We start from the raw sequence: 25,703 nt of genomic DNA on the forward strand, positions 1-25,703 counted from the left end.
GGTCCCGGGGGTCAGCCGACCGTCCACTGCTGGTTGGCGCCGCCGTTGCAGGTCCAGATGTCCAGCCGGGTGCCGTTGGCGGTGTTCGATCCCGGCACGTCGAGGCACTTGTTGGCCGCGGCGTTGATCAGCTGCTTGCCGCTGACCGTCCACTTCTGGGCGCTGCTGCCGTTGCAGTCCCACAGCTGCACCAGGTTGCCGTCCGCGGTGCCGCTGGTGGCGTCGTCCAGGCACTTGCCCAGCGCGCCGACCGTACCGTCGCTGTCGATCGCCCACTGCTGGGCGCCGGAGCCGTTGCAGTCGTAGAGCTGCACGGCGGTGCCGTTGGCGGTGCCGGAGTTGGCGACGTCCACGCACTTGCCCGCCAGGCCGGTGATGGCGTGCGCGCCGGTGCCGGTGGACTGGCCGTAGACCTCCAGCTCGTAGATACGGGCCGCGGTGTCACCGCCGGTGTTGCTCGGTGCGGAGATGGCCAGCCGGACGTAGCGGGCCTGCCGCGGGGTGACGGTGTGGTAGGTGCGGCTCGACCGGTTGCCGGTGACCGACACCGCGGTGGACCAGGTGCTGTTGTCGGTGCTGGTCTGGATCTGGAAGGCGCCGGTGTTCCAGCTGGTGTTCTCGCCGCCGAGACCCGCGTGCTTGATCACGAAGGACCCCACGGTCTGCGCCGAGCCGAGGTCGACCGTCAGCGTGGGACCGGTCGCCTTGGAGCACCACTTGCTGTTGTTCTTCAGCGAGTTGTCGACCGCCTTGTCACCGGACTCCGCCGTCGCGCACGGGGTGGAGGAGGTGACCGCCTTGCCCTGCGCCTGGTTGGTGCCCAGGCTCGGCGCGGTCGGCACCGGGGTGGCCCCGTCCTGGAAGGACGGCGGTACGTCCCCGGCTGCGGTGCCCCAACTGCTGCTGGGGGAGCCGCCCATGGTGTAGTCGAGGGTGCCGCCGCCCGCGATGTCGGGGTAGCGCAGGTAGTTGTGGCTGGTGGCCGTGCCGTTGACCTTCAGGCCCTGCACGTAGCCGCCGCTGCCGGCGGAGTTGATGGTGATGTTGCCGCCGGGGCGCTGCAGCAGCACCGAGGGGAACTGCGGGCCGTTGACGGCCAGCGTGTCCGCGCCGGGCGTCGCCGGGTACATCCCGAGCGCCGCCCACACGTACCAGGCCGAGGTCGCCCCGAGGTCGTCGTTGCCGGGCAGGCCGCCGGCGCCGGTGGTGAACGACTCGGTCATCACCTTGTGCACCGCGTCCGCGGTGCCCGCCGGGTCGCGGGCGAAGTTGTACGCCCACGGCACGCCGTGCTCCGGCTCGTTGCCGATGTAGTAGTAGGGCAGGCTCTGGCCGGCGTTGACCTGCGTGAAGTGGTGGTCGAGCCGCTGCGCCGCGGTCGCGGGACCGCCCATGTCGTTGATCAGGTCGGCGAAGTCGTACGGCACCATCCAGGTGTACTGCGCCGCGTTGCCCTCGGTGAAGTTGCTCGGGCTCGCCGGGTCCAGCGGCCACGACCAGCTGCCGTCGGAGTTGCGCGGCTGCACGTAGCCGGACTCGGTGCTGAAGGTGTTCCGCCACCACTGGGCACGGGTCATGTGCGTGGTGTAGCTGGAGGTGTTGCCCAGCGCCTTGGCGAACTGCGCCACCGCGAAGTCCGACGCGCTGTACTCGAGCGAGTCCGAGGGAGCGCTCAGGAAGTGCTGGCTGGTGTACGTCCCCTGGTTGCCGCGGATCGGCGAGCCCTGGGCCGTGCCGCCGTTGGAGGCCTTCTCCATCAGCGACAGCGCGGCGGCGGTGTCGAAGTCCCGCACCCCGAAGGCGTACATGCTGCTGACGATGATCGGCCCCGGATCGCCGGTCATCACGAAGTCCTCGTCGGTCTGCTGCGACCACTTGGGCAGCAGACCGCCCTGCTGGCCGTCAAGCACCATCGACTTGGCGATGTCGGCCGCCTCGGTGGGTGCGATCAGCGCGACCAGCGCCGCCCAGGAGCGGTAGATGTCCCAGCCGGAGTAGTTCTGGTAGACTGGCCGGGCCGAGTTGTGCACCGCCGCGTCGAAGCCCCGGTAGTCGCCGTTGACGTCACTGGAGATGTTGGGGCTCTGGAAGACGTGGTAGAGCGCCGTGTAGAACTTCTTCAGGTCCGTGGTCGCCCCGCCGGTGACCTGGGCGCGGTTCAGGAAGGAGTTCCAGGACGTGTCGGCCGCGGTGCGCGTCGCGTTGAAGTCCCAGCCGTTGTTCTCCGCGGTCAGGTTGGCCTGCGCGCCGGCCACGCTCACGTAGCTCAGGCCGATCTTGGTCTGCACGGTCTGGCTGCCGGTGGTGTTGAACGTGACGTACGCCCCGGTGTTGGTGCCCGAGGTGGTGGTCGAACCGGCCGAGACCGTACCGCCGTTCCAGGTGCCGAAGCCGGACGGTGCGTGGTCGAAGCGGATGTCGAAGTAGATCTGGTAGGTCTTCGACGACCCGCAGAAGCCGCCGGCCGTCACGCTGCCGGTCACCTCGGACCCGCTGATCTTCACCGAGCCGCTGCGGTTGCCGGTCGCGCTGCGGCTGGTGTTGATCAGCAGCCCGGCGCTGGTGGTCGAGGGGTAGGTCAGCCGGGCCATGCCGGTGCGGGTGGTGGCCGTCAGCTCGACGCCGGTGCCGTACTTGTCGAGCCGGTTCTTGTAGTAGCCGGGCGCGGCCGACTCGTTGGACTTGGTGTACGCCGACGCGTAGCTCGTCCAGTTGCTGCCGGGGGAGGTGCCGACCGCGCCGGTGATCGGCATCAGCGGCAGGTCCTCGTTGTTGGGGCAGCCGGCACCGTCGAAGTGGGTGAGGCTGAAGTCCTCGATCGAGCCGTCCGAGTAACGGTAACCGGACGGCGAGGCGGTCGGCGTGTCGGGGCTGAACTGCACGCCGCCGAAGGGCGTCACGGCCCCCGGGTAGGTGCTGCCGCCGGCGCCGCCGCCGACGGGGTTGGGGGCGTTGCTGTCGTCGGAGCCGACGAACGGGTCGACGTACTGCGTGAGGTTGGCGGTTGCGGCGTGGGCGGGGGCCGAGGTGAGGCCGCCGACGCCGAGGACGGCCAGGAGCAGGGCGCTGACGGCGCCCGCGGCTCTGCTGCGGAGCACGGGAGGGAGCACGGAGGACCACCTTCTCGCGGAGGCGGCGGGCCGTGAGTGACGCACGGCGAGCGGCCTCGGGGCACGGGGGGATGCTCGTTGCGGATGTGAACGTTACCAAGCGAATCAGCATCTTGATGTGTACCTGATGTGATGTCAAGGGTCCGCGGAACAGGTCGGACTTCTGTCCCCCGCGGCGCCCGGAAGGGTGCACAGCAACTTCGTGCGGGATGTATTGACAGCCCGTCAGCTGCCCAGCACAATCCCCGGACGCTTGCGAACGTTACCAAGGCACCGCGTTACCACGACGCTGGGAGACAGCCGATGGCACAACCACTCCTGGAAGCCCGACAGCTGACCAAGCGCTTCGGTCACGTCCGGGCACTCCAGGACGCCGACTTCACCGCCTACCCCGGCGAGGTCGTGGCCCTGGTCGGCGACAACGGCGCCGGCAAGAGCAGTCTGGTCAAGACCCTGTCAGGCACCATCCGACCCGACTCCGGCCAGATCCTCGTCGACGGCACCCCCGTCGAGCTGGCCAGCCCGCTCGACGCCAGGCGCCACGGCATCGAGACCGTCTACCAGGACCTCGCCCTCGCCCCCGACCTCGACGCCGCAGCCAACCTGCACCTGGGCCGCGAGCTCCACCGCGGCGGCCTGCTCGGCCGGCTGGGGGTCCTCGACCACGCCGCCATGCGCCGCTCCGCCGTCACCGCCTTCGCCGAACTGGGGGTCGACCTCCAGGACGTCGCCGCCCCGGTCGCCACGCTGTCCGGCGGCCAGCGCCAGTCCGTCGCCGTGGCCAGGGCGGTGGCCTTCGCCAACCGCATCATCTTCATGGACGAGCCCACCGCCGCACTCGGGGTGGTCCAGCGCGGCAGGGTCCTCGACACCGTCAGACGCGTCCGCGACCGCGGCATCTGCGTCGTCCTGATCAGCCACAACATGCCCGAAGTGCTCTCCGTCGCCGACCGGGTCGAAGTCCTGCGGCTGGGCCGCAGGGTGGCGCGCTTCACCGCCGCGGACACCAGCGTCGAGGAACTGGTCGGCGCGATGACCGGCGCCCTGGACGCCGGGGCGGCCGAGACCGCGCAGGACGCCGACGCCCTACGAAGGGACGGCGCCGCATGACCGCCCAGGCCCCCGTCAAGGACCGCCCGCAGGCCGCCCGCAGATCCCCCGTACCCTCCTGGCTGCGGCGGCTGGCCACCGCCAACGAGGCGTGGACCTTCGGCGTGCTCGCGCTGCTCGTCGCCTTCTTCACCGCCGCCCGGCCGAGCACCTTCCTGACCCGCTACGACATCACGCAGATCGCCACCAACGCGGCCATCTACCTGGTGCTGGGCGTCGGCATGACCTACGTGATCATCGTGGCCGGCATCGACCTGTCCGTCGGCTCGGTCCTGGTACTGTCCGCCGTCCTGTCCGCCGAGTACACCATCCACCACGGCGGGGCGGCGTCCGGCTGGGGCACCATCGCGGTGAGCACCCTGATCGCGCTGGCCACCGGTCTGGGATGGGGCGCGCTCCAGGGATGGCTGGTCGCCAGGGCCAGGGTGCCACCGCTGATCGTCACCCTCGGCGGCTTCGGTGCCGCGCTCGGCGCCGCCCAGATCATCACCGGCGGCCAGGACCCGGCCGGCGCGGTCTCGGGCAGGCTCCAGCGCAGCATCGGCTTCGGCAAGCTCTTCGGCCAGATCCCCTGGCTGGTCGTCATCGCCTTCGGCGCCACCCTGGTCTTCGGCCTGGTCCTGGCCTTCACCCGCTTCGGCCGCTACACCTACGCCATCGGCTCCAACCCGGAGGCCGCCCGCCGGGTCGGCATCAACGTCGACGCCCACCTGGTCAAGGTCTACGCCCTGGTGGGCCTGCTGTCCGGGCTCGGCAGCGTCATGTGGCTGGCCTACTTCGGCACCACCTCCATCGCCGGCCACTCCACCGACAACCTCAAGGTGATCACCGCGGTCGTGCTCGGCGGCGCCAGCCTCTTCGGCGGGCGCGGATCCGTCCTCGGCACGGTCATCGGCGTCTTCATCCCCGCGGTGCTCAGCACCGGCCTGATCATCATGGGCGTCCAGCAGTACTGGCAGGACGTCGCCATCGGCGTCGTCCTGGTCGCCGCCGTCTATCTCGACCAGTTCCGCCGCCGCGGCAGGGACCACGGCTGACCCGGAACCGCGCCACCCGTCGCCCTCCACAGAAAGGCCCTTCGCCATGCGCCCGACCAGCACGTGTTCCACCAGAAGATCGACGGCGATCGCCGGATGCAGCGCGGTCCTCGCCCTGACCGCCGCGACCACCGCCGGCTGCGGCGGCGACTCCGGCGGCTCGGGGTCGAAGTCCCTCGACCTGATCACCGGCGTCAAGAGCGACCCCTTCTACATCACCATGACCTGCGCGGCCCAGCAGGAGGCCAAGAAGCGCGGCGTCAAACTCACCGTCAACGGCTCCGCCCAGTGGGACGTCGCCGTCCAGCGCCCCATCATCGACTCCGTCGCCGCCACCCATCCCGGCGGCCTGCTGATCTCCCCGGTCGACACCGCCGCCCTGACCCCCTCGCTGCGGCAGGTCCAGAGCGCGGGCACCAAGGTCGTCCTGGTCGACACCGAGGTCACCGACAGCTCGATCGGCGTGTCGCGCATATCGTCGGACAACGAGGCCGGCGGCAAGACCGCGGCGAAGGCCCTCGCCCAGCTCATGGGCGACAAGGGGTCGGCGATCGTCATCAGCGTCAAACCGGGCGTGTCCACCACCGACGCCCGGATCAAGGGCTTCACCGAGGAGATGAAGGCGCACCCCGCCATCACGCTGCTGCCGGTGCTCTACGACAACGACCTGCCCGCCACCGCCGCCTCGCAGATCCAGTCCACCCTGGCCGCCCACCCCGACCTCGGCGGGGTCTTCGCCGGCAACACCAACACCGCCCAGGGCATCTCCACCGGGCTGCAGGCGGCCGGCAAGCAGGGCAAGGTCAAGGTCGCCGCCTTCGACGCCGAACCCGACGAGATCACCGCGCTCACCAACGGCACCCTCGACGTGCTGGTCGCCCAGGACCCCGGGGCGATCGGACGGCAGGGCGTCGACCAGGCGCTCGCCGCGATCGACAAGAAGAAGGTCACCGCCAGGATCGGCACCGACATGGTCGCCATCACCAAGACCAACATGGACCAGCCGGACATCAAGAGGTATTTCTACCAAGCCGCCTGCTGACCGGGGGGAGCCCGATCACGCCCGGAGCCCGCCTGCCATCATCGACGCACGAGCCGGCCGGCCGCCGGTCACCGGTATTCGCCGGTGACCGGCCCGGCCGGCCGGCACAGCGACGAGGAGGCCCGTGAAACGCCCGACGATGAAGGACGTGGCCCGCGCAGCCGGGGTCAGTCCGATGACGGTCTCCCGCGTCGTCTCGGGCGAGGCGGGCGTCGCCCCGGAGACCGCCGCCCGGGTCGGCCAGGCGGTCCGCAAGCTCGGCTACCAGCGCAACGACAACGCCCGCAGCCTGCGCCAGAAGAACCTCGGCACCTCCACGATCGGCCTGGTCGTGGACGACCTGGCCAACCCCTTCTACGCCCTGATGGCGCGCTCGGTGGAGGACGAGGCCCACCGCCGCGGCCACGTGGTGCTGGTCGGCAGCACCAACGACGAGCCGCGGCGCGAACGCGAGGTGATCGCCGCCTTCACCGCCCGCCAGGTGGACGGGCTGATCATCGTCCCCACCATAGGCAGCCACGGCTTCCTGCGGCGCCCGATGGACGGCGGCACCCAGGTGGTCTGCGTCGACCGCCCCGCCAAGGGCCTGGCCGTCGACACCGTCACCGTCGACAACCGGGCGGCGGCCGGACGGGCCGTCACCCACCTGCTCGGCCACGGCCACACCCGGATCGCCTACCTCGGCGACCGCTTCGACATCTGGACCCAGGCGGAGCGCTACGGCGGCTACCTCGACGCGCTCGCCGCCCACGGCATACCCGAGGACCCCGCACTCGTCCGGCACGGGCTGCGCTCCCACCCGCAGGCCCGCGAGGCGCTGGCGGTGCTGCGTACGCTGCCGGACCCGCCCACCGCGCTGTTCACCAGCAACGACCTGATCACCCTGGGCGTCCTGGACGGCCTCGACCACCCGGCGCCGCTGGCCCTGGTCGGCTTCGACGACCTGCCGCTCGGCGAGCGCCTCACCCCGCCGCTGACCGTGGTCAGCCAGGACCCGGTCGCCCTCGGCGGCACCGCGGCCAACCTGCTCTTCTCGCGCATCGCGGGCGACCGCTCGGCGCCGCGCTCGGTGGTACTGCTCACCCGCTTCGTGGTCCGCGGCTCGGGCGAGTTCCGTGCGGGCGGCCGGGTCAGCCCGGGATCCAGCTGAAGGTGTCCGGGTCCGAGCCGGTGCGCTCACCGCGGTCAAGCGCGGTGATCGCGGCCATGTCGTCGGGGGTGAGCTCGAAGTCGAAGATCCGCAGGTTCTCCTTGATCCGGGCGGGCGTCAGCGACTTGGGGAAGACGACGTCCCCGCGCTGCAGATGCCAGCGCAGGGTGACCTGGGCCGGAGAGCGCTCCACCCGCTCCGCGATCGCCGTGATCACCGGGTCGCCCAGCACCTTGCCCCGCGCGATGGGCGAATACGCCTCGGTCACGATGCCCTGCTCGGCGCCGTAGGCGCGCAGGTCGTCCTGCGTCAGATACGGGTGGACCTCGATCTGGTTGACCGCCGGGACGGTGGTCGTCTCCCGCAACACCCGCTCCAGGTGCGACCGGTTGAAGTTGGACACCCCGATCGCCCTCACCCTGCCCGAGCGGTGCATCTCCTCCATCGCCTTCCAGGTCTCCACGTAGTCCCCCACCATCGGGAGGGGCCAGTGGATCAGGAAGAGGTCCAGATGGCCGATGTCGAGGTCGTCCAGAGAGCGGTCGAAGGCGGTGAGCGCGTCCTCGCGGGCGTGATAGCCGTTGTTGAGCTTGCTGGTGACGAAGACCTCGTCGCGCGGCAGCCCCGACTCCCTGACGGCCTGGCCCACCTCCTTCTCGTTCCCGTACATCTGCGCGGTGTCGATGTGCCGGTAGCCGGCCTCCAGCGCCGTGAGCACCGACTTCTTGGTGTCCCGCGGCTCGATCTGGAAGGTCCCGAAACCCAGTTGGGGGATCGGGACACCGTTGTTGAGCGTGAGACTGGGGATCTGCGTCATGGGTGTCTTCCCTTGCTCTCCTTGGCCGACTCTGCTGCTTCGTCGCTGCTTCGTCCGCGCTGCACTGCCGCTGCGGCCGCCCGGGCGCCGCACGGCGCCGGAGCGGTCCATGCCCGGCCGCCGGGCACGGCCCCTCACCCACCGTAACGGCGGCCGGGGGATCCTCCTCCCGGCCATGCCCGGTGTGCTCTCCCGCTGCTGCCCAGAAGTCCGCCCCCCACACCCGCACCACCCGTCCGGCATGCACCGGCCGCGGACCGGCCAGGAAGCGGGCCCGGGGAGCCCCGGCCCCCCGGGACGGACGGCCCGCGCACTCTGTGGAGAGCGCTCTCACGGCGTGCGCCGAGCCGATACGCTGTGGCCTGCTCCGGCTGCCCGCCCCGCCCGTGCCGGTCCGTGCTTCCCGTATGTGCTAGCCGTCCGCGTACCGCCCGTGTCCGGTGCCGCGTTCCGCTCTCGCGTCCGCCGTGCGAAGGAGACATCCCGTTGCCCATGCCGCCCTCAGCCGCCCGCCCCACGCTCGAAGCCGTCGCGGCCCGCGCCGGGGTGTCGCGAGCGACCGTGTCACGGGTGGTCAACGGGGGAGCGGGAGTACGCGGGCCGCTCGCGGCGCGGGTGCGTGCGGCGGTCGACGAGCTCGGCTACATCCCCAACCAGGCCGCCCGCACCCTGGTCACCCGGCGCAACGGCGCCATCGCGGTGGTCGTCGCCGAACCCGAGTCCCGGTTCTTCACCGACCCCTTCTTCGCCCAGCAGGTGCGCGGCATCAGCAGGGAACTGGCCGCGCACGACAACCAGCTGGTGCTGCTGCTCACCGGCGGCGCCGCGGACCGCGAGCGGGTCGGCCGCTACCTGGCCGGCGGGCACGTGGACGGCGCGCTGATCTTCTCGCTGCACGCCGACGACTCGCTGCCGGTACTCGCCCGCAGCGCGGGGGTGCCCACCGTGATCGGCGGCCGCCCCACCTGGCCGGACGCCGACGCCCACCGCCGCACCCTCTACGTGGACTGCGACAACCGGGGCGGCGCCCGGGACGCCGTACGCCGGCTGCTGGCCCGCGGCCGCCGCCGGATCGTGCACATCGCGGGCCCGCTGGACCAGCCCGCCTCGGTGGACCGGCTGGACGGCTTCCGCGACCTGCTGCCCGGGACCGGCGCGACGATGATCGCCGAGGGCGACTTCACCCCGGAAGGGGGCGCCCAGGCCATGGAGCAGCTACTGGAGCGCTCTCCCGACCTCGACGGGGTCTTCGCCGCCTCCGACGTGATGGCCTCGGGTGCGCTGCGGGTGCTGCGGGCCCGCGGCCGGCGGGTGCCGGACGACGTGGCGGTGGTCGGCTTCGACGACATGGTCTCGGTGGCGGAGTGGACCGACCCGCCGCTGACCACCGTGCGGCAGGACATCGAGGAGATGGGCCGGCTGATGGCCCAGCTGCTGCTGCACGCCCTGGACCCGTCCGCGGCCCAGGACGGCCTGCCCGCGGTGTCCTCGATCATCACCCCGACCCGGCTGGTGGTCCGCGACTCGGCGTGACCGCCGGGCGCCCGTCCCGGAGAGCCGTGCGAGGGACGGGAGAGCGCTCTCCCACCCCTCCGCCGGAAGGACGCCGCCTGCCGCGTGCCCGCGCCCCGCGCACCCGCCGGCCGCCCGCCCCGCGCCCGGCCGGGACCCAGTCCCGCGTCCCGAGCCGCTTCGCCGCGCCCCCGGCCCGCGCCCGCGCGATGATCGGAGGATGAGGCGTAGCCGCCACGACACCGGTGTGCCCGAACTCGAACCCGAGGTGTTCGACAGCGCCATCGTGCCGATCGCGATGACGGCGGGCAGCGACCACCTGCTCGTCTACTACAACGACGCCTTCCGGGCCCTCTTCGGCTTCCGCACGCTCGGCGCCCCGGCCCGCGAGGCCTTCGGCGAACCCGCAGCCGCCCCCTTCCTCACCATGCTCGACGACGTCTTCCGCGACCGCACCGCCCGCCAGGTCACCTCCCCCCGCCGCACCGACGGCCGCACCCCCGGCGCACCCGGCATCCGGCACTTCGTCTACAGCTGCTCCCCGATGGAGTCCCGGCACGGCCCCGGCGTGCTCACGGTGGCCATCGACACCACCGCGCAGGTGCAGGCCGCCGATCGCGCCCAGCTGCTGTCCGAGGAGCGGCACCAGGCCTTGCAGCGCTACGAGGCACTGATGTCGGCGGTCAGCCAGATCGTCTGGCTGATGCAGCCCTCCGGCGAGATCCAGGAGCTGGTCGGCGGCTTCGAGGAGTTCACCGGGAACCCGTGGCGGCCGGTCATCGACCAGGAGTGGCTGTCCGCGGTCCACCCGCACGACCGCAACCGGCTGGTGCGCAGCTGGCGGGAGTCGGCCGGCGACCCCACGGCGATGTTCGTGTGCACCTTCCGGATACGGACCGCCTCCGGCGTCTACCGGCGCGTGCAGTCCCGCGCGGTGCCGATCGTGCGTGACGGCGTGACCGTGGAGTGGATCGGCACCACCGCCGACATCGAGGACCAGTGGCGCAACCAGCTGCGCGAGCGGCTGCGGGCCAGGGTCGCGACGGTGATCTCGGCGAACGACGTGCCGCAGGCCTTCAGCGCGGTGACGGCCGCGGTGGTGCCCGAGCTGACCGACGTCTGCGCGGTCTTCCTGCTGCCCCCGGCCGACCTGCCCGGCCCGGACGACACGCCGACCGCCACCCGGGTCGCCGCCACGGCCCGGGAGGGGCTGCCGGAGCTGCCGCCGCTGAGCGGGCTGCCGCGGCCGGTCGGCCGGGTGGCCCAGCAGGTCATCGAGAGCCGCCGCCCGCGGCTGTTCACCTTCCCGGCGGGCCAGCCGCCCTCCGACGTGCTGCCCGACCTGTCCCGCAGCTGGCTGCGGGAGGCCAGGGCCACCAGCATCACCATGGTGCCGATCGTGATCGACGCGGCGGTCGTCGCCTTCGCCGTCGCCGCCGGCTGCGCCGACAGCCCGCCGCCGGGCCCGGCCGACCTGCAGATGTTCGGCGAGGTCGTGCAGGAGGTGCGCGACCCGCTGCGGCAGGCCATGGAGCTCCAGCGCACCCGCCACACGGCGCTGACCCTGCAGCGCGCCCTGCTCACCCCCACCCCCGAGGTGGTCGGCGCCGAGCTGGCCGCGCAGTACCAGCCCGCCAGCACCACCGCGGAGATCGGCGGCGACTGGTACGACTCGCTGCTGCTGCCCGACGGTTCGGTCACCCTCTCGATCGGCGACATCGCCGGCCACGACCTGGAGGCGGCGACCGCGATGAGCCAGCTGCGCAGCATGCTGCGGGTCATCGTCTTCGACCGGTCGGGCCAGAACACCGCGGGGGAGTGCCTGGCCCGGTTGGACCGGGTCGCGGAAGGCCTGGCCATCGCGCCGCTGGTCACCGCCGTGCACGCCCGGCTGGAGCCGCGGCCCGGCGGCCGCTGGCACGCTTCGTGGTCGAATGCCGGGCATCCGCCGCCGCTGCTGCTCTCGGCGACCGAGCCGCCGCGCTTCCTCGAAGGCGACGGCCCCGACCTGCCGCTGTGCGTGGCGCCCTGGATGGCCCGCACCACCCGGCACCTGGAACTGCATCCCGGCGACACGCTGCTGCTCTACACCGACGGCCTGATCGAGGTGCCCGGTACCGATCTGACCGAGGGCATGGCCGCGCTGGCCGGGCACGCCGAGCAGGCCCGGGTGGCGGGTTTGCCGCTTGCCGCGCTGTGCGAGCGGCTGCTGGCCGCGGCCGCCGACCGCCGCGACGACGCGGCCGTGATCGGCTTCCGGCCCATCTCGCGGGGCCGCGTGTGGTCAGCCGCGCGGCTGACCTGACCCGCTGGCGCGGTACGGCGGCGGCTCAAGCGCGGGCCACCATCAGCACCCCGAGGGTGACCATCGTGCACGCGATGACGACGTCCAGCACCCGCCACGACCCCGGCCGGGAGAACGGCCGCTGCAGCAGCCTGGCGCCGAAGCCGAGGCCGCTGAACCACAGCACGCTGCCGGCCGCCGCCCCGGCGCCGAACGGCCAGCGCGAGCCGCCGTAGCCGTTGGCGACGGAGCCGAGCAGCAGCACGGTGTCGAGGTAGACGTGCGGGTTGAGCCAGGTCATCGCCAGGCAGGTGACCACCGCGGCCCGCAGCGAGCCGCCGGCGCTGCCCGCCGCCTCAAGCCGCTCCGGCCGCAGCGCCCGGCGGGCGGCCAGCACGCCGTACGAGACCAGGAAGGCGCCGCCGATCCAGCCGGTGACGGTGACCGCCGAGGGCCACGCCCTGACCACCGAGCCCACTCCGCTGACCCCGACGGAGATCAGCGCCGCGTCGGACAGCGCGCAGATCGCGACCACCGCGGCCACGTGCTCGCGGCGGATGCCCTGGCGCAGGACGAAGGCGTTCTGCGCGCCGATCGCCACGATCAGCGACAGGCCGGTGCCGAGGCCGGCCAGGGCCGCGAGGAGAGCCGTGTTCATGGACCGAGGTTAGGAAAGTCCGGTGCGCGCAGTCCAGCTAAGGTTTCTTCACTAACATTAGCTGTTGTGATGACGACGACCGGCCTGCCGCTTGACCAGGTACGTACGCTGCTCGCCGCGGTGGACGAGGGCACCTTCGAAGCGGCGGCCGCGCGGCTCCACGTGACGCCGTCCGCGGTCAGCCAGCGGGTCAAGGCGCTGGAGCAGCGCACCGGGCGGGTCCTGCTGCTGCGGTCCAAGCCGGTGCGGCCGACACCCTCGGGCGAGGTCGTGGTCCGGTTCGGGCGGCAGCTGGCCCGGCTGGAGCAGGACGCGGCCGCGGAGATCGGCCTGACCGGCGGGTCGGGACCGATGACGGTGCCGGTCGCCGTCAACGCGGACTCCCTCGCCACCTGGTTCCTGCCCGCGCTGGCCGAGGCTGCCGGCCGCCTGGACGCCTGCTTCGACCTGCACCGCGACGACCAGGACCACACCGCGCTGCTGCTGCGCCAGGGACGGGTGATGGCCGCGGTCACCTCCTCGCCCGAGCCCGTGCAGGGCTGCTCCGTACGCCCGCTCGGCCGGATGACCTACCGCGCCTGCGCGACCCCCGCCTTCGCCGCCCGGCACCTGTCGGGCGGCCCGCTGGCCGAGCTGCTGCCCGCCGCGACCATGGTGGTCTTCGACCGCAAGGACGACATCCAGGACGGCTTCCTGCGCCGCCTCGCCCCCGGCCGCCCCACGACCGGCCAGGCACGGCATTACGTTCCCGCCTCCGAGTCCTTCACGGCCGCCGTCGCCGCCGGCCTGGGCTGGGGGATGGTCCCCGACGCGCAGGCCGCCCCCTACCGCGCGGCCGGCGCCCTGGTCGACCTCGCCCCGGACCAGGCCATGGACGTGCCGCTCTACTGGCAGCAGTGGAAGCTCGACTCCCCGCCGCTGGCCGCCCTCGCCGCCGCCGTCACCCGCGCCGCCGCCGGCGCCCTCGGGCCGGTCTGACCCGCCCTGCCCGGCCGCCGGGCAGCGGGGCGCGGTCAGGACCAGATCATGCTGATCATGCGCTCGAAGGTGACGTAGCCGGCGCGGGCGAAGGCGCGGGCCATCGGGGCGTTGCCGAGGTCGGTGGACGCGCGGATCCGCGGCGCGTCCTGGGCGGCGAGGACGCGGGTGCCCTCGGCCAGCAGGTCGTCGATGTAGCCGTGGCCGCGATGGGCGGGGAGGACGCCGATGTAGGCGATGATCGGGTGGTAGGCGTTCCTGGCCGGGATGACGAAGCCGACGGGGGCGCCGTCCGGCAGTGTCGCGACCAGCCACCAGGCGCGCGGGCTGGCGTAGCGGGCGAGCTCGTCCTCGAAGTGGGCGGCCGCCGCCTCGCGGGGTCCGGCGGTGGCGAGCGCGTCGAGGCTGTGGGCGTCGAGCGTGTTCTCCAGCACCGCGGTCATCAGGGCGACGATCTCCTCGTCGTCCCGCACCGGCCGGAAGGCGAGCCTCCCCGCGAGGGCGGGGATCGCGGTGCCCGGACGCCATTCCAGCCGCAGCCGCTCCACGAGGAGCCGGGCGCCGGTCCGCTCCAGTACGGCCATCCGGTCCTCGACGGCCTGCCGGGTGGCGCCGTGGTCCCGCCAGTCGGGCGGCAGGAAACGGGTGTACTCCGGCCTGGCAGCGCCGGGAAGGACCGCCGCCGTCGCCGTGCGCACCAGGTGCTCGGCCACCTCCAGCCGCTCCGGGTCCCCGGCGTCGTCCTCGATGTCCAGCACGTCGAGGTAGAGGGGGACGCCGTCGCCGGCGCGTCCCCACCACGCCGCCCGGGCCAGCAGGCGGTCGCCGCGCAGCGCAACCCACATCCACTCCGGGCGGCGGCGCCCGGCTGCGAGGTCGTCGGCCAGCTCGCCGTTCAGGACGTAGGGCAGCCGGGAGAACAGGCCGAGCTCCTCCGGCCCGGTGATCGGGCGTACGGCCAGGTCGGTGCGTCGTGTCAGAGGCAAGCTGTGGCTCCGCGGGGTGGGGGTGCTGGATCGTCCGCCGCAGTCAACACCGCGAGTCCCCCCGGCGCGAGATCTTTTCCGCCGGCCGTGCGGGCCGTCCGGCGGCGGCTATTCCCCCATCGCCCCCGGTGTGGTGAAGTCCGGGCTGGAAAAACCGGGCTTGGTGAAGCCGATCTCGTCAGGGACGAGGTCGTCGGCGCCCTCCGCCTCGTAGTCGGGGCCTTCGAAGGGCGGGACGACGTAGTCGGGCGGGGTGTAGTCGCCTATCGAGGAGTCGGGGCCGCTGAAATCGGGGCTGGAGAAGTCCGGGCTGGAGAAACCGGGCGAGAAGTCCGGCTCCTCCTGCGGGGGCTGTGATGCGTCGCTCATGCCGTCTCCTCCGTACGGGCGGCGCGGTGGAATGAATACCGGGCCGCCGCCGTTGTCAAGCGTGCAGGAAGAGTATGACGAGCACACGAAGAGAAAGGCGCCCCCATGAAAGTACGCAATTCCCTGCGGTCGCTGAAGAACCGCCCGGGCGCCCAGATCGTGCGCCGGCGCGGCAAGGTCTACGTGATCAACCGCAAGGACCCGCGCTCGAAGGCCCGCCAGGGCTGACGCGGCGCACCTGCTGAGCGACTCGGCCCCGGCGCACCGCGTCGGGGCCGCGGTATGTCCGGCGCGGACCGCGGGCCTGAGGTGTCGGCGGAGTGTCCACGGCCACCGGGTGGATGCCGCGGCATCGCACCGGCATGTTGCGCCGGTGCGATGCCGGAAGGCCCCCTGACCGCCGCGGCCGCGCGCCGGGTGTTCGGCGCGCGACACCGCGGACGGGGGTCGGTCCGGATCACCGCGGCGCCCCGGGCCACCGCGGATCGTCCGGTCGCCGGGCGGTCGTCGATCATGCTCGACCCACTATGCCGTGCCGGGTCCGCTGAGGACCAGACCACTTGAAGTGAATATTGGGATTGCTGTGCATGGCCGCGCGTCGCGCCGCCGCCGACTCCCGTACCGCGGCGGGACGTCAGCCCTCGCGGGCCGCGCCTCCGGCGCCGATCTGCCGCAACTGCTCGCGCGTCACCGCCGGGGGGCTGTCCGGCGGAACGGCGACGTCCCGCAAGCCCGCCAGCTGGATGTCCAACTGCCGTTGCCAGGCGTTCGGTACGACGGCGCCGCTGGTCTCCACGATGCCGCGCAGGCCCCAGATCAGCGCCATGATGTCGCCCAGCTCGACGCCGGGCGCGACCCGTCCCGACTCCTGCGCCTGGACCAGCAGTTGGCTGACCCGGTCGCGCAACTGCTCGACGCAGGACGCCTTGGACTGGGTGACCAGCTTGTCGGCGTAGCCGCGGTGCTCGGCCAGCGAGCGGCCGATGACCCGCAGGAACCTCTCCAGGCCCCTGCCGTCCGGCAGGGCGAGGGATCTGCGCGCCACCTCGGTCAGCTCGCGCAGCATCCGGCCGGCGATCTCGTCGACCAGCGCCTCCTTGTTGGGGAAGCGCCGGTACACCGTGCCGACGCCCACGCCGGCCCGCGAGGCGATCAGCTCCATGCTCGCGTCGGTGCCGAACTCCGAGAGCACCTCACGGGCCGCCTCGATGACCAGCTGCTGGTTGCGTACCGCGTCCCGTCGCAGCGGCTTGCCGGCCGGGTCCTGGCCGGGCGGCGGCGCCGGTGCCGGCGCCACCGCCTTCGGGTGCGCGTGTCGTGTCATCGCCGCTCACTCACTTCCGCCGGGTGCCCGCCGCCCCAAGGCTCATTCCGGTTTGTCACCCACGACGGTACCCCCGGGAACCATCGCCAGCTCCGGATGCTGCGGCTCGTCGGCGAAATCGATCCGGCTGGTGCGACGGCCGACCGGGATCAGCGTCGCCGCGATGGCCGCGATCACCATGGCGGCGCCCAGCATGGCGAAGCCGTGGGTGTAGCCGGCCTCCCGCGGCAGGCCGTCGGCGGCCGGGCTCGCGGTGACGACGCTGGCCATCAGCGCGGCACCGATGGAGCCGCCGATGGTGCGGATGTTGGCGTTCATACCGCTGGCCACACCGGTCTGCGCGGCCGGGACCGCACTGACGATCAGGCTGGACATCGCGGCGAAGGTCAGTCCGAAGCCCGCGCCCATGATGGCGGTGGCCAGGTACAGCTCCCAGCTGCTGGTGTGCGCGAAGGCCAGCAGCGCCATCGAGGCGGCGCCGATCAGCGAGCCCATCAGGACGACCTTCTTGCCGCCGATGCGGTTGGCGAGGCCGTTCGCGCCGAGCCCGACCAGGAACATCGTGGCAGACATCGGCAGCAGGATCAGCCCGGACTGGGTGATGCTGGCGCCGAAGCCGTATCCGGTGGACTTCGGGGTCTGCACGAACTCCGGCAGGAAGGCGAAGACCGCGTACATCCCGACGCCGACCAGCAGCGCCACCAGGTTGTTCGTCCACACCGCGGGCCGGGCCATCATCTTCATGTCGATCAGCGGAGTGGCGGCCCGCAGCTCGACGAGCACCCAGGCCACCGCGAGCACGACGGCCGCCGCGATCAGGCCGATCACCTTGCCGGAGCCCCAGCCCCACACCGGGGCCTCGCTGAGCGCGACGAGCAGGGCCACCAGCCAGGCGGACAGCAGGACCGCGGGCGCCCAGCTGATCCTGCCCGCCGTGCGGACCGGCGACTCGGGGACGAAGAAGTGGGCCGCGATCGCCGACACCAGGGTCAGGATCATCGGCAGCCAGAACAGCCAGTGGTAGTCGAGCGCGTTGACGATCGGTCCCGCAAGCACGATGCCCAGGCCGCCGCCGACCGCCAGGATCGAGGCGATCAGGCCGACCGCGCCGTTCAGCTTCTCGCGTGGGAACTCGTCGCGGATGATGCCGAAGGCCAGCGGCAGCACACCGCCGCCGATGCCCTGGATGGCCCGGGCGATGATCATCACCGTGACGTTGGTGGCCAGCGCTGCGAGCAGCGACCCCACGGCCAGGGCGCCGAGGGTCGCGACGAAGACGCGCTCCTTGCCGATCATGTCGCCTACCCGGCCCATGATCGGCGTGAATATCGAGGCGGACAGCAGGTAGGCGGTCAGCACCCAGGTCACGGTGTTCTGGTTGGTGTGCAGGTCGGCCTGGATCGTCGGCAGCACCGGGGTGACCAGGGACTGGAGCAGCGCGTACGCGCTCACGCCCGCCGCAAGGACCGCGAACGTGACCTGGTGGTGTGTGCGCCGGGTCTCGGACGCCATGGAACTCCTTCGCAAGATGAAACGGAACGATCATTCCGGAAGCCCAGGATAAGGGATCAGGAATGACGATTCCGTTTCATCCCGATGAGGGAAAGCGCACACCCGGCCCGGGAATTTTCGGGCGCCCCGCGCACACCGGCCCTGACCTGAGCCTTCGGGCCCCGGCCGGCGCGGTGCCGGAACCCGGGGCAATGGGAGCGCTCCCACGGCGGTGCGCTCCCCACCCGGGGGCGCTCTGCCACCCCGGCGTGCACCGGACCCGGCCTATTCTGACGTTGTGTTCTCACCCGAGGGGCCCACCCTGCGCGAACTGGCCGTCCAGGCGCTGTCGTCCGTCGACCGCGGCTACGACCTGCTCGCCCCGACCTTCGACCACACGCCGTTCCGCACCCCGGACCGCTTCCTCGACGCGACAGCCGCCGCCCTGGCGCCGCTCGGCCCCTTCGACGCCGGGCTCGACCTGTGCTGCGGTACGGGCGCGGGCCTGCGGGCACTCGCACCGCTGTGCAGAAAGCGCCTGACCGGCGTCGACTTCAGCGCCGGCATGCTGGCGAGGGCCCGTACGACGGCGGTGCCGGCCGGCGGGCCGCGGCCGCGGTGGGTACGGGCCGACGCCCGCGCGCTGCCCTTCGACGGGGCCTTCGACCTGGTGGTGAGCTTCGGCGCCTTCGGGCACTTCCTGCCCGCCGAGCGGCCCGGGCTGTTCGCCCAGGTGCGCCGGGCGCTGCGCCCCGGCGGCCTGTTCGCCTTCCCGATCGGCGCCCCGCCGCCCGTCACCTCGCCCTGGTACTGGGCGGCGGCCGGCTTCGACGGCGCCATGCGGGTGCGCAACGCGGTGTGGCGCCCGCCCTTCGTCATGTACTACCGCACCTTCCCGTACTCCGCGGTGCGGGACGACCTCGCGGCGGCCGGCTTCGACGTGGCGCTCCACGCGCTCGACGACTTCGGCCGCCGCGAGGACGGCAGCCCGCGGGCCGGGCTGGTGCTGGGCCGGGCCTGACACCTCCGGCCCGGCCCGCGGCGTCGCGGACGGCCCGGCCCGCGCGGCCTGTGGCCGTCCGCCGTCAGCAGCCGCCGTCCGCGATCACGTAGTAGTCCGTGCCGGTCTGCTTGAGCGTGTGCGTGGTGAACAGGTTCCACAGGCCCATGTTCTGGTTGGACCCGTCGGCGTAGGTGTAGCCGCCGCTCTGGTGGGCGCGGCCTGCCACCACCTGGTTGTAGTTGTTGTCGGTGAAGCACTGGCCCGTGCCGCCGCTGTCCGACCCGGTGGTGGTCGCGGCGACCGCACCCGAGGCCGGGCCCGCGGTGCCCGCGGAGTCGACGGCGGCGACGGTGTAGCTGTACGCCGTGCCCGCGGTCAGGCCGGTGTCGGTGTAGGAGGTCGCGGTGGGCGAACCCACCTGCGTGCCGCCGCGGTAGACCCGGTAGGAGGCCGCGCCGGAGACCGCGGTCCAGCTCAGCGAGACGGTGCTGCCGGTGGTGCCGGAGACGGTGAGCCCGGCGGGCGCCGGCAGGGCGCCGCCACCACCACCGGGCGGGGTCGAGCCGTCGAGACCCCAGAAGCGCGCGGTGTAGTAGCTGGAGCAGATGGTGTCCAGGTAGTACGAGCCCGCCGTGCCGCACTGCTCGGTGCCGGAACCCGGGTCCACCGCGAGCCCGTGGCCCATCCCGGCGATCTGGTAGAGCTGCACCGCCGGCGCGCCCGAGGAGTCGTTGTAGACGCTGAGCGTGGTGCCGCCGGGCAGCGACTGGGTGGACGACGCGGTCTGCCCGATGCCCCACACGTTCGTCCACTGGTCGCGCAACTCGGTTCCGTTGACCGGCTGGACGGTGTAGTCCGAGGCGCCCTGCCAGATCGCCACCCGGGGCCAGGGGCCCGCGTAGCCGGGGTAGGAGGCCCGTACCTTGTCGCCGAGCTGGGCCGGCGTCAGGTTGAGGCTGCCGTACTGGCAGGTGGAGGCGGCGGTCTGCGAGGTGGCGCACTGCGCGGGGAGCCCCGAGTCGACCGCGCCGCCGACGAAGACGTCCGGGTAGTCGGCGAGCAGATCGGCGGTCATGCCGCCGCCCGCGGACAGGCCGGTGACGTAGACCCGCCGGCTGTTCGAGCCGTACTGCGCCACCGCGTGCGACACCATCGAGACGACCGAGGCCGCCTCGCCCTTGCCACGGGTGTCCTTGGCCGGGTCGAACCAGCTGAAGCAGGACAGCGAGTTGTTGGACGCGCTGGTCTGCGGCAGGACCAGGGCGAAGCCCCACAGGTCGGCGTACTTCTGCCAGCCGGAGTGGGAGAAGTAGTCGCTCGCGGACTGCGAGCAGCCGTGCAGCGCGACCACCACCGGCGCCCCGGTCGGCAGCCCGGCGGGCGCGTACTCGTACATGGCGAGGTTGCCCGGGTTCGAGCCGAAGGAGGTGACCTGGGTCAGGCCCGCCGCGGCGGCCGGCGCGGCGCCGGCGACGGCGCCCCGGCAGGCGGCGACCAGGGCGAGCACGCCCGTCACCGCGACGGCGATCCTGCGGCGGACGCTGCCGGGCCCGCGGGCGGCTCCCGGCGCGGGGCGGGGGAGCGGAGAGCTGTTCATGGCGCACTCCTATGGGGGGATCCTTTTGGCGTTGGACGGTAGGACCGCGACCAGGCCGCAGACACGTGACGGACCCCCATGCCCGCGCGCCGGAAGTGGCGCGCACGGCCATTGCGGGGCGGCGGCGCGGCTACCGCCCCGCCCGCCCGGCCGGCGGCCGCCGCGACATGGGTGCGGACGCCACCCCGGGCCGGGGAAGTATGGGCGCAGGACACGTGTGCGCTGTACGGCAACGTTCCTAGCGTGGCCGCCATGGAGAGCACCCAGCGCCCCGGCCAGGACCAGGTCCCCGCCGCGCCACCGGCCGACGCCACCGCCGCGGCAGCGGCCGGCGGTCCGTTCCTCGCCGGCCGCACCGCCCTGGTCACCGGGGCCGCCGCCGGGATCGGCCGGGCCTGCGCGGTGGCCTTCGCCGCGGCGGGCGCCACCGTCTACGTCGTGGACAAGGACGCGGCGGGCGCCAAGGAGGCGGCGGCGCTGACCGGCGGGATCTGCCTGGTCGCCGACCTCTCCGACCCCGGCGCGGTCGACGCGCTGCCCGCCGACGCCGACATCGTCGTCAACAACGCGGGCCTGCAGCACATCGCCCCCGTCCACGAGTTCCCGCCGGACCGCTTCACCCTGATCCAGAAGGTGATGGTCGAGGCGCCCTTCCGCATCCTGCGCAGGAACCTGCCCCACATGTACGCCCGCGGCTGGGGCCGGGTGGTCAACATCTCCTCCGTGCACGGCCTGCGCGCCAGCCCGTTCAAGTCCGCCTACGTCGTCGCCAAGCACGGACTCGAAGGCCTCAGCAAGACCGTGGCCCTGGAAGGTGCGGAGTTCGGCGTGACCAGCAACTGCGTCAGCCCCGGCTACGTCCGCACCCGGCTGGTCGAGGACCAGATCGCCACCCAGGCGCTGGCGCACGGCATCCCGGAAGCCGATGTCGTCGCGCAGGTGATGCTGGACCGCACCGCGATCAAGCGGCTCATCGAACCCGCCGAGGTCGCCGCCGCCGCGCTGTGGCTGTGCTCCCCGCACACCGGCTACATCACCGGCACCTCGCTGCCGCTGGACGGCGGCTGGACCGCGCACTGACCCCGCACGGGGCCGCCGGGACCCGCGGTTCCCGTGCGCATCCGGTGGCGTACGAGGTCTGGGACGCCGCGCGGCCAGGTGATTGGATGACCCCTCATGGCAGAAAGCCCCGCCCCGATCGCCCGTCCGCTGCGCCGGCTGCTCGAACTCATCGCGGAGGACGCGCCCGCGGAGGCGTACGGCGCGCTCACCGCGCTGGCCAGGGCGCACGGGGCGGGCGCCGCGGACCTGGCGGAGCTGGAGCAGGCCACCACCACGGCGCTGCGGGTCCGCGGCACCCTGCGCCAGCACCGCCGCCGGGAGTCGGAACTGGCCGCGCTCTTCGACACCGCGGGCGACCTCGCGGCGCTGCGCGACGTGGACGCGGTCCTGCAGTCGATCGTCCGCCGGGCCCGGATGCTGCTCGGCACCGACACCGCGTATCTGACGCTGCGGGACGAGGAGGCCGGCGACACCTACATGCGCGTCACCGACGGGTCGGTGTCCCCGCTCTTCCAGACCCTGCGGCTCGGCGACGGCGACGGCCTCGGCGGGCTCGTCGCGCAGACCTCCCGGCCTTACGCCACTCCCGACTACCGCACCGACGAGCGGTTCCGGCACACCGGCTCCATCGACGAGGGCGTGCTCGACGAGGGGCTGGTCGGCATCCTCGGGGTGCCGCTGCTGCTCGGCGCCCGCGGCGGCACCGCCGGTGGCGGGTCCGGCGGTGGTGCTTCCCGCGGTGGTGGGTCCGGCGGTGGTGGGTCCGGCGGTGGTGCTCCCGCCGGTGGCGAGGTGATCGGCGTGCTCTTCGCGGCCGACCGCACCCCGCGGCCGTTCTCGCCCGACGAGGTGGCGCTGCTGTGCTCGCTGGCCGCGCACGCCGCCATCGCGATCGACACCGCCAGGGCCATCACCGACCTCGCGCAGGCCGGCGCCGTCATCCAGGAGCACGCCGCCGCGATGCAGCGCGCCGAGGAGGCGCACGACCGGCTCACCGACCTGGTCCTGCGGGGCGGCGACCTGTCGGAGGTGGCCGCGGCCGTGGCCGAACTGCTCGACGGCGCCATCACCATCCACGACCCGGATGGCCGCACCCTCGCCGCGGTCGGCCGCGGCGGCGCCCCCTTCGACGCCGGCCCGCCGCCCGTGCCAGGACCGCCCGCCGCCGCCGACGGGCCGTCCGCGCCCACCGCACGGGCCGAGCTCCGTGAAGGGCGCTGGAGCTGCGCGGTCCTCGCCGGCCAGGAGTTGCTCGGCAGCATGGTGCTGCACGGGCGCGGCCGGCTCGACGACTCCGACCGCCGGCTGTTCGAGCGGGCCGGCGTCGTCACCGCGCTCCTGCTGCTGCTCAGCCGCTCCGTCGCCGAGACCGAGAACCGGGTGCGCGGCGAACTGGTCACCGACCTGCTGACCGCGCCGGGGCGCGACCCGGTCGGCCTGGTCGTGCGCGGCAGACGGCTGGGCGTCGACCTCAGCCGGCCGTGCCTGGTCCTGGTCGCGCAGGGCGCGGCGCCCGGCTCCCACGACCGGCTGGCCGGGGCCGCGGTCCGCTACCTGTTCGGCAGCGACGGCATCAGCGCGGAACGCTCGGGCACGGTGGTGCTGCTGCTCCCGCACGACGGCGCCGCGCCCGGCGCCGTCGCCCGGGCCGCGGCCGGCCAGCTCACCCACCTGCTCGGCGCCCCCGTCACGGTCGCCGCCGCCGGCCCCGCGTCCGGACCGCAGGCCCTCGCCGACGCCCACGCGGAAGCGGTGCGGTGCCTGCGGGCGCTGTGCGCGCTCGGCCGCGTCGGGGACGGGGCCGGCGCGGCCGAACTCGGCTTTCTCGGCGTGCTGCTGGGCAACGAACGGGACGTCACGTCCTTCGTCACCGCGACGCTCGGGCCGCTGCTCGAATACGACGCCAGGCGCGGTACGGAGCTGGTCCGCACGCTCGGGGCGTACTTCGCGTGCGGGGGCACGCTGACGCGGACGAAGGACGAGCTGCATCTGCACGTGAACACGGTGGTGCAGCGGCTGGACCGGATCCAGGCGCTGCTCGGGCCCGACTGGAACGACCCCGAGCGCGCGCTCGAACTCCAGCTGGCGCTGCGCCTCCACATGCTGGCGGCGCCTTCCTGAGGCTCCCCCCCGCCCTGCCCCGGCCCCCCGCCCCGGGACCTTCCCCCGCCCGGTGGCCTGTCGCGCAGTTCCCCGCGCCCCTGGGTGGTTGCCACTTGCGGTGGCGTTGCTCCTTTGCGCCGTCGCGGCTGGCCGCGCCCCTGCGGGACCGCCGGGGCGGGAGAGGCGCGACACCGGCGCACGGGGCAACCCCCGTAAAGACACCGCATCTCCGGCTGCTCGGACGCAACCGACACGCCCGTCCGTGCATCAGATATAAATGGGCCTTCGCGCGGACGGCACGGCCGTCCCACGCGCGTATCCATGGGTGGGGACGATGTCTCGGGGGGTTGCTATGAGCTGGGGTCAACAGGGCGGGAACAGCGGTCACGGCGGAGGGAGCTTCGGCCCGCCTCCGCCGCCGGACGGCGGCTACCCGCCGCCCCCGCCACCGGGCGCCGGCGGCTTTCCGCCGCCGCCGCCGTTCGGGCCGCCGCCGATGCCCGCCGCACCGCCGGTGCCGCGCGAGCCGGCCGACCCGCTGCGCGCGGCCGCCGTGGGCGTGCTCAACCTCAGCGGCCTCGGCATCGGCTACCTGCTCACCCGCCGCTGGATCGCGTTCGCGGTGGCCCTGATCGGCACCGGCGTCTTCCTGGTGAGCGCGCTGCCCGCCGACCCCGACGGCGTGTCCGGCGGGGTGCTGGTCGCCTACCTGGTCTTCCTGGTGCTGACCGCCGTGCACGGCGCGCTGCGTGGCCTGCGCACCCGGCTGTCCTTCCCGCCGCAGGCGCCGCTGGCGCTGCTGCTCGGCCTGGTGCTGCTCGCGGTGCCCGCCGGCGCGGTCGTCTACTACGACGGTGCCAAGGACGACGCCACCCAGCAGATGCTGCTCGACCGGCTCGACAAGGCCGACCACCTGGTGCAGGCGGCGAAGGCCCGGCCCTTCGCGGACGCCAAGTCCGACTACAGCTCGGCGCTCGGCTCCTACCAGGACCTCGACAGCAAGCACCCGGACTCCAAGGCCGCGAAGAAGGTGCCCGACCGCCTGCAGGCCTTCTACACGGCGGTGGGCACGCCGTACGACCAGAAGAAGTTCTGCGACGCGATAGAGCCGCTGCAGTACCTGCGGACGGTGCCGCAGCACATGGACCGCAAGACGCTCGGCTCGCTGGCCGGCTGGCCCGACGACCGGCTCGCGACCTCGCTCTACGAGTGCGGCACCACCGAGCTGACCGACTCCGCGCCGGACTCCGCGTCCGGCTCGGCGTCCGACGGCGGGAAGCTCGGCGAACTGCTCACCACCTTCCCCACCTCGCCGCAGGCCGCCAAGGTGGAGCCGGCGGTCAAGGCGAACATCGACACCACCGCGAAGGGCCTGGGCGGCAGCGACCCGTGCGGCACCACCGACAAGCTGCGCGCGCTCGGCGCGGCCGCCGCGGCCCTGCCCGGCGACAAGGCGGGCGTCGCCGACGCCCTGAGCGCGGACTCCCGCCGGGCTGACGGCTACGTGCAGACCGGCACGTACAACTGCGGCCTCTCGCAGTACAAGAGCGGCAGTTTCGACGAGGCGCTCACCACGCTGAACGGCTTCACCGAGAAGTACCCGCACGACAAGCACCGCCCGCTCGCGCTCAAGATGGCCATCGCCGCGGAGATCGCGACGAAGGTGCCCGCCGCGGGCAAGAAGGTGCCGGGAACGGGCAGCGGCGGCTCCATCAGCGTGACCTTCACCAACGACAGCCCCGACGCGGTGGAGATCCTCTACACCGGACCGGTCACCGGCAGCTTCACCCTCAAGGGCTGCAGCAGTTGCTCGCGCTACTCCAGCGACTCGCTGGGGCAGAGCCTCGCGTGCAAGGACACCGGCAAGCACTACGCCAAGCGGACACTCCACGTGCCCGCCGGGACGTCGTACATCATGCAGAAGCCCATCGACGACGCCGACTCCGCGACGCCCATCGCCGACACCCACCAGTTCAAGGGCGGATACATCTATACGGAATGCGCGTACGTACTGGAGTCGTACGGCTTCTGACCCCAGGTCCCCGATCCCGCGGCAGCGCTGCTCCGGTA

Annotated in this window: 20 protein-coding genes; 12 read left to right on the forward strand and 8 right to left on the reverse strand. The window is 73.0% G+C overall.

Annotated features, from left to right (window positions below):
• Nucleotides 1-11: 11 nt before the first annotated feature.
• Complete coding sequence (locus OG702_RS30960) at nucleotides 12-3,110, reverse strand: GH92 family glycosyl hydrolase (protein WP_327292240.1); 3,099 nt, start codon at nucleotides 3,108-3,110, stop codon at nucleotides 12-14.
• Nucleotides 3,111-3,413: 303 nt separating this feature from the next.
• Between OG702_RS30960 and OG702_RS30965 the strand changes: the two genes are divergently transcribed.
• From OG702_RS30965 to OG702_RS30980, 4 genes are all read left to right on the forward strand, one after another.
• Nucleotides 3,414-4,220: an ATP-binding cassette domain-containing protein gene (locus OG702_RS30965; RefSeq protein ID WP_327292241.1), complete on the forward strand. Its 807-nt coding sequence runs from the start codon at nucleotides 3,414-3,416 to the stop codon at nucleotides 4,218-4,220.
• Nucleotides 4,217-5,257 (forward strand): ABC transporter permease, encoded by a 1,041-nt coding sequence (locus tag OG702_RS30970; RefSeq protein ID WP_327292242.1) that lies wholly within the window; start codon nucleotides 4,217-4,219, stop codon nucleotides 5,255-5,257. The genes OG702_RS30965 and OG702_RS30970 overlap by 4 nt, the downstream gene beginning before the upstream one ends.
• 46 nt (nucleotides 5,258-5,303) lie before the next feature.
• A complete protein-coding gene (locus OG702_RS30975; RefSeq protein ID WP_327292243.1) occupies nucleotides 5,304-6,299 on the forward strand; it encodes an ABC transporter substrate-binding protein in 996 nt (331 codons plus the stop codon).
• Between the two features lie 124 nt (nucleotides 6,300-6,423).
• The gene (locus OG702_RS30980; RefSeq protein WP_327292244.1) at nucleotides 6,424-7,449 is read left to right on the forward strand and encodes a LacI family DNA-binding transcriptional regulator; all 1,026 of its coding nucleotides are present in this window, start codon (nucleotides 6,424-6,426) and stop codon (nucleotides 7,447-7,449) included.
• Here OG702_RS30980 and OG702_RS30985 read toward each other — a convergent pair.
• Nucleotides 7,430-8,266, reverse strand: coding sequence for an aldo/keto reductase (locus OG702_RS30985; RefSeq protein ID WP_327292245.1), 837 nt, complete (start codon nucleotides 8,264-8,266; stop codon nucleotides 7,430-7,432). The genes OG702_RS30980 and OG702_RS30985 overlap by 20 nt on opposite strands.
• Before the next feature lie 492 nt (nucleotides 8,267-8,758).
• Here OG702_RS30985 and OG702_RS30990 point away from each other — a divergent pair, with 492 nt between their 5' ends.
• Nucleotides 8,759-9,799, forward strand: coding sequence for a LacI family DNA-binding transcriptional regulator (locus OG702_RS30990; protein ID WP_327292246.1), 1,041 nt, complete (start codon nucleotides 8,759-8,761; stop codon nucleotides 9,797-9,799).
• 199 nt (nucleotides 9,800-9,998) lie between these two features.
• Nucleotides 9,999-12,083: a SpoIIE family protein phosphatase gene (locus OG702_RS30995; protein WP_327292247.1), complete on the forward strand. Its 2,085-nt coding sequence runs from the start codon at nucleotides 9,999-10,001 to the stop codon at nucleotides 12,081-12,083.
• Between the two features lie 25 nt (nucleotides 12,084-12,108).
• On the opposite strand, the gene OG702_RS31000 is transcribed toward OG702_RS30995, so the two are convergent.
• Nucleotides 12,109-12,720: a LysE/ArgO family amino acid transporter gene (locus OG702_RS31000; RefSeq protein ID WP_327292248.1), complete on the reverse strand. Its 612-nt coding sequence runs from the start codon at nucleotides 12,718-12,720 to the stop codon at nucleotides 12,109-12,111.
• Nucleotides 12,721-12,789: 69 nt separating this feature from the next.
• On the opposite strand from OG702_RS31000, the gene OG702_RS31005 reads away from it, so the two are divergent.
• On the forward strand, nucleotides 12,790-13,698 hold the full coding sequence (locus OG702_RS31005; RefSeq protein WP_327292249.1) for a LysR family transcriptional regulator ArgP: 909 nt from the start codon (nucleotides 12,790-12,792) through the stop codon (nucleotides 13,696-13,698).
• A 35-nt stretch (nucleotides 13,699-13,733) separates the two neighbouring features.
• Here the strand turns inward: OG702_RS31005 and OG702_RS31010 are convergent, their stop codons facing one another.
• Nucleotides 13,734-14,684 (reverse strand): GNAT family N-acetyltransferase, encoded by a 951-nt coding sequence (locus tag OG702_RS31010; RefSeq protein ID WP_327292250.1) that lies wholly within the window; start codon nucleotides 14,682-14,684, stop codon nucleotides 13,734-13,736.
• A gap of 108 nt (nucleotides 14,685-14,792) precedes the next feature.
• Nucleotides 14,793-15,053 carry a hypothetical protein gene (locus OG702_RS31015; protein WP_327292251.1) on the reverse strand — a complete coding sequence of 87 codons (261 nt, stop codon included), beginning with the start codon at nucleotides 15,051-15,053 and terminating at the stop codon, nucleotides 14,793-14,795.
• A 105-nt stretch (nucleotides 15,054-15,158) separates the two neighbouring features.
• Here OG702_RS31015 and ykgO point away from each other — a divergent pair, with 105 nt between their 5' ends.
• On the forward strand, nucleotides 15,159-15,281 hold the full coding sequence (gene ykgO / locus OG702_RS31020) for a type B 50S ribosomal protein L36 (RefSeq protein WP_033172643.1): 123 nt from the start codon (nucleotides 15,159-15,161) through the stop codon (nucleotides 15,279-15,281).
• A 406-nt stretch (nucleotides 15,282-15,687) separates the two neighbouring features.
• Here ykgO and OG702_RS31025 read toward each other — a convergent pair whose 3' ends face one another.
• Nucleotides 15,688-16,377, reverse strand: a complete 690-nt coding sequence (locus OG702_RS31025) for a TetR/AcrR family transcriptional regulator (protein ID WP_327292252.1) — start codon at nucleotides 16,375-16,377, stop codon at nucleotides 15,688-15,690.
• 42 nt (nucleotides 16,378-16,419) lie between these two features.
• Nucleotides 16,420-17,889: an MFS transporter gene (locus OG702_RS31030; RefSeq protein WP_327292253.1), complete on the reverse strand. Its 1,470-nt coding sequence runs from the start codon at nucleotides 17,887-17,889 to the stop codon at nucleotides 16,420-16,422.
• 277 nt (nucleotides 17,890-18,166) lie between these two features.
• Between OG702_RS31030 and OG702_RS31035 the strand changes: the two genes are divergently transcribed.
• Complete coding sequence (locus tag OG702_RS31035) at nucleotides 18,167-18,889, forward strand: class I SAM-dependent methyltransferase (RefSeq protein WP_327292254.1); 723 nt, start codon at nucleotides 18,167-18,169, stop codon at nucleotides 18,887-18,889.
• A gap of 64 nt (nucleotides 18,890-18,953) precedes the next feature.
• Here OG702_RS31035 and OG702_RS31040 read toward each other — a convergent pair whose 3' ends face one another.
• Nucleotides 18,954-20,468, reverse strand: coding sequence for an extracellular catalytic domain type 1 short-chain-length polyhydroxyalkanoate depolymerase (locus OG702_RS31040; protein WP_327292255.1), 1,515 nt, complete (start codon nucleotides 20,466-20,468; stop codon nucleotides 18,954-18,956).
• A 252-nt stretch (nucleotides 20,469-20,720) separates the two neighbouring features.
• On the opposite strand from OG702_RS31040, the gene OG702_RS31045 reads away from it, so the two are divergent.
• The 3 genes from OG702_RS31045 (at nucleotide 20,721) to OG702_RS31055 (ending at nucleotide 25,665) form a co-directional block, all read left to right on the forward strand.
• A complete protein-coding gene (locus OG702_RS31045; protein ID WP_327292256.1) occupies nucleotides 20,721-21,548 on the forward strand; it encodes a 3-hydroxybutyrate dehydrogenase in 828 nt (275 codons plus the stop codon).
• Nucleotides 21,549-21,644: 96 nt separating this feature from the next.
• The gene (locus tag OG702_RS31050) at nucleotides 21,645-23,651 is read left to right on the forward strand and encodes a helix-turn-helix domain-containing protein (RefSeq protein WP_327292257.1); all 2,007 of its coding nucleotides are present in this window, start codon (nucleotides 21,645-21,647) and stop codon (nucleotides 23,649-23,651) included.
• A 334-nt stretch (nucleotides 23,652-23,985) separates the two neighbouring features.
• Nucleotides 23,986-25,665, forward strand: a complete 1,680-nt coding sequence (locus tag OG702_RS31055; protein WP_327292258.1) for a hypothetical protein — start codon at nucleotides 23,986-23,988, stop codon at nucleotides 25,663-25,665.
• Nucleotides 25,666-25,703: the final 38 nt, after the last annotated feature.

The sequence above is a fragment of the Streptomyces sp. NBC_01198 genome (assembly GCF_036010485.1).
In the GTDB taxonomy this organism is placed as follows: Bacteria; Actinomycetota; Actinomycetes; order Streptomycetales; family Streptomycetaceae; genus Actinacidiphila.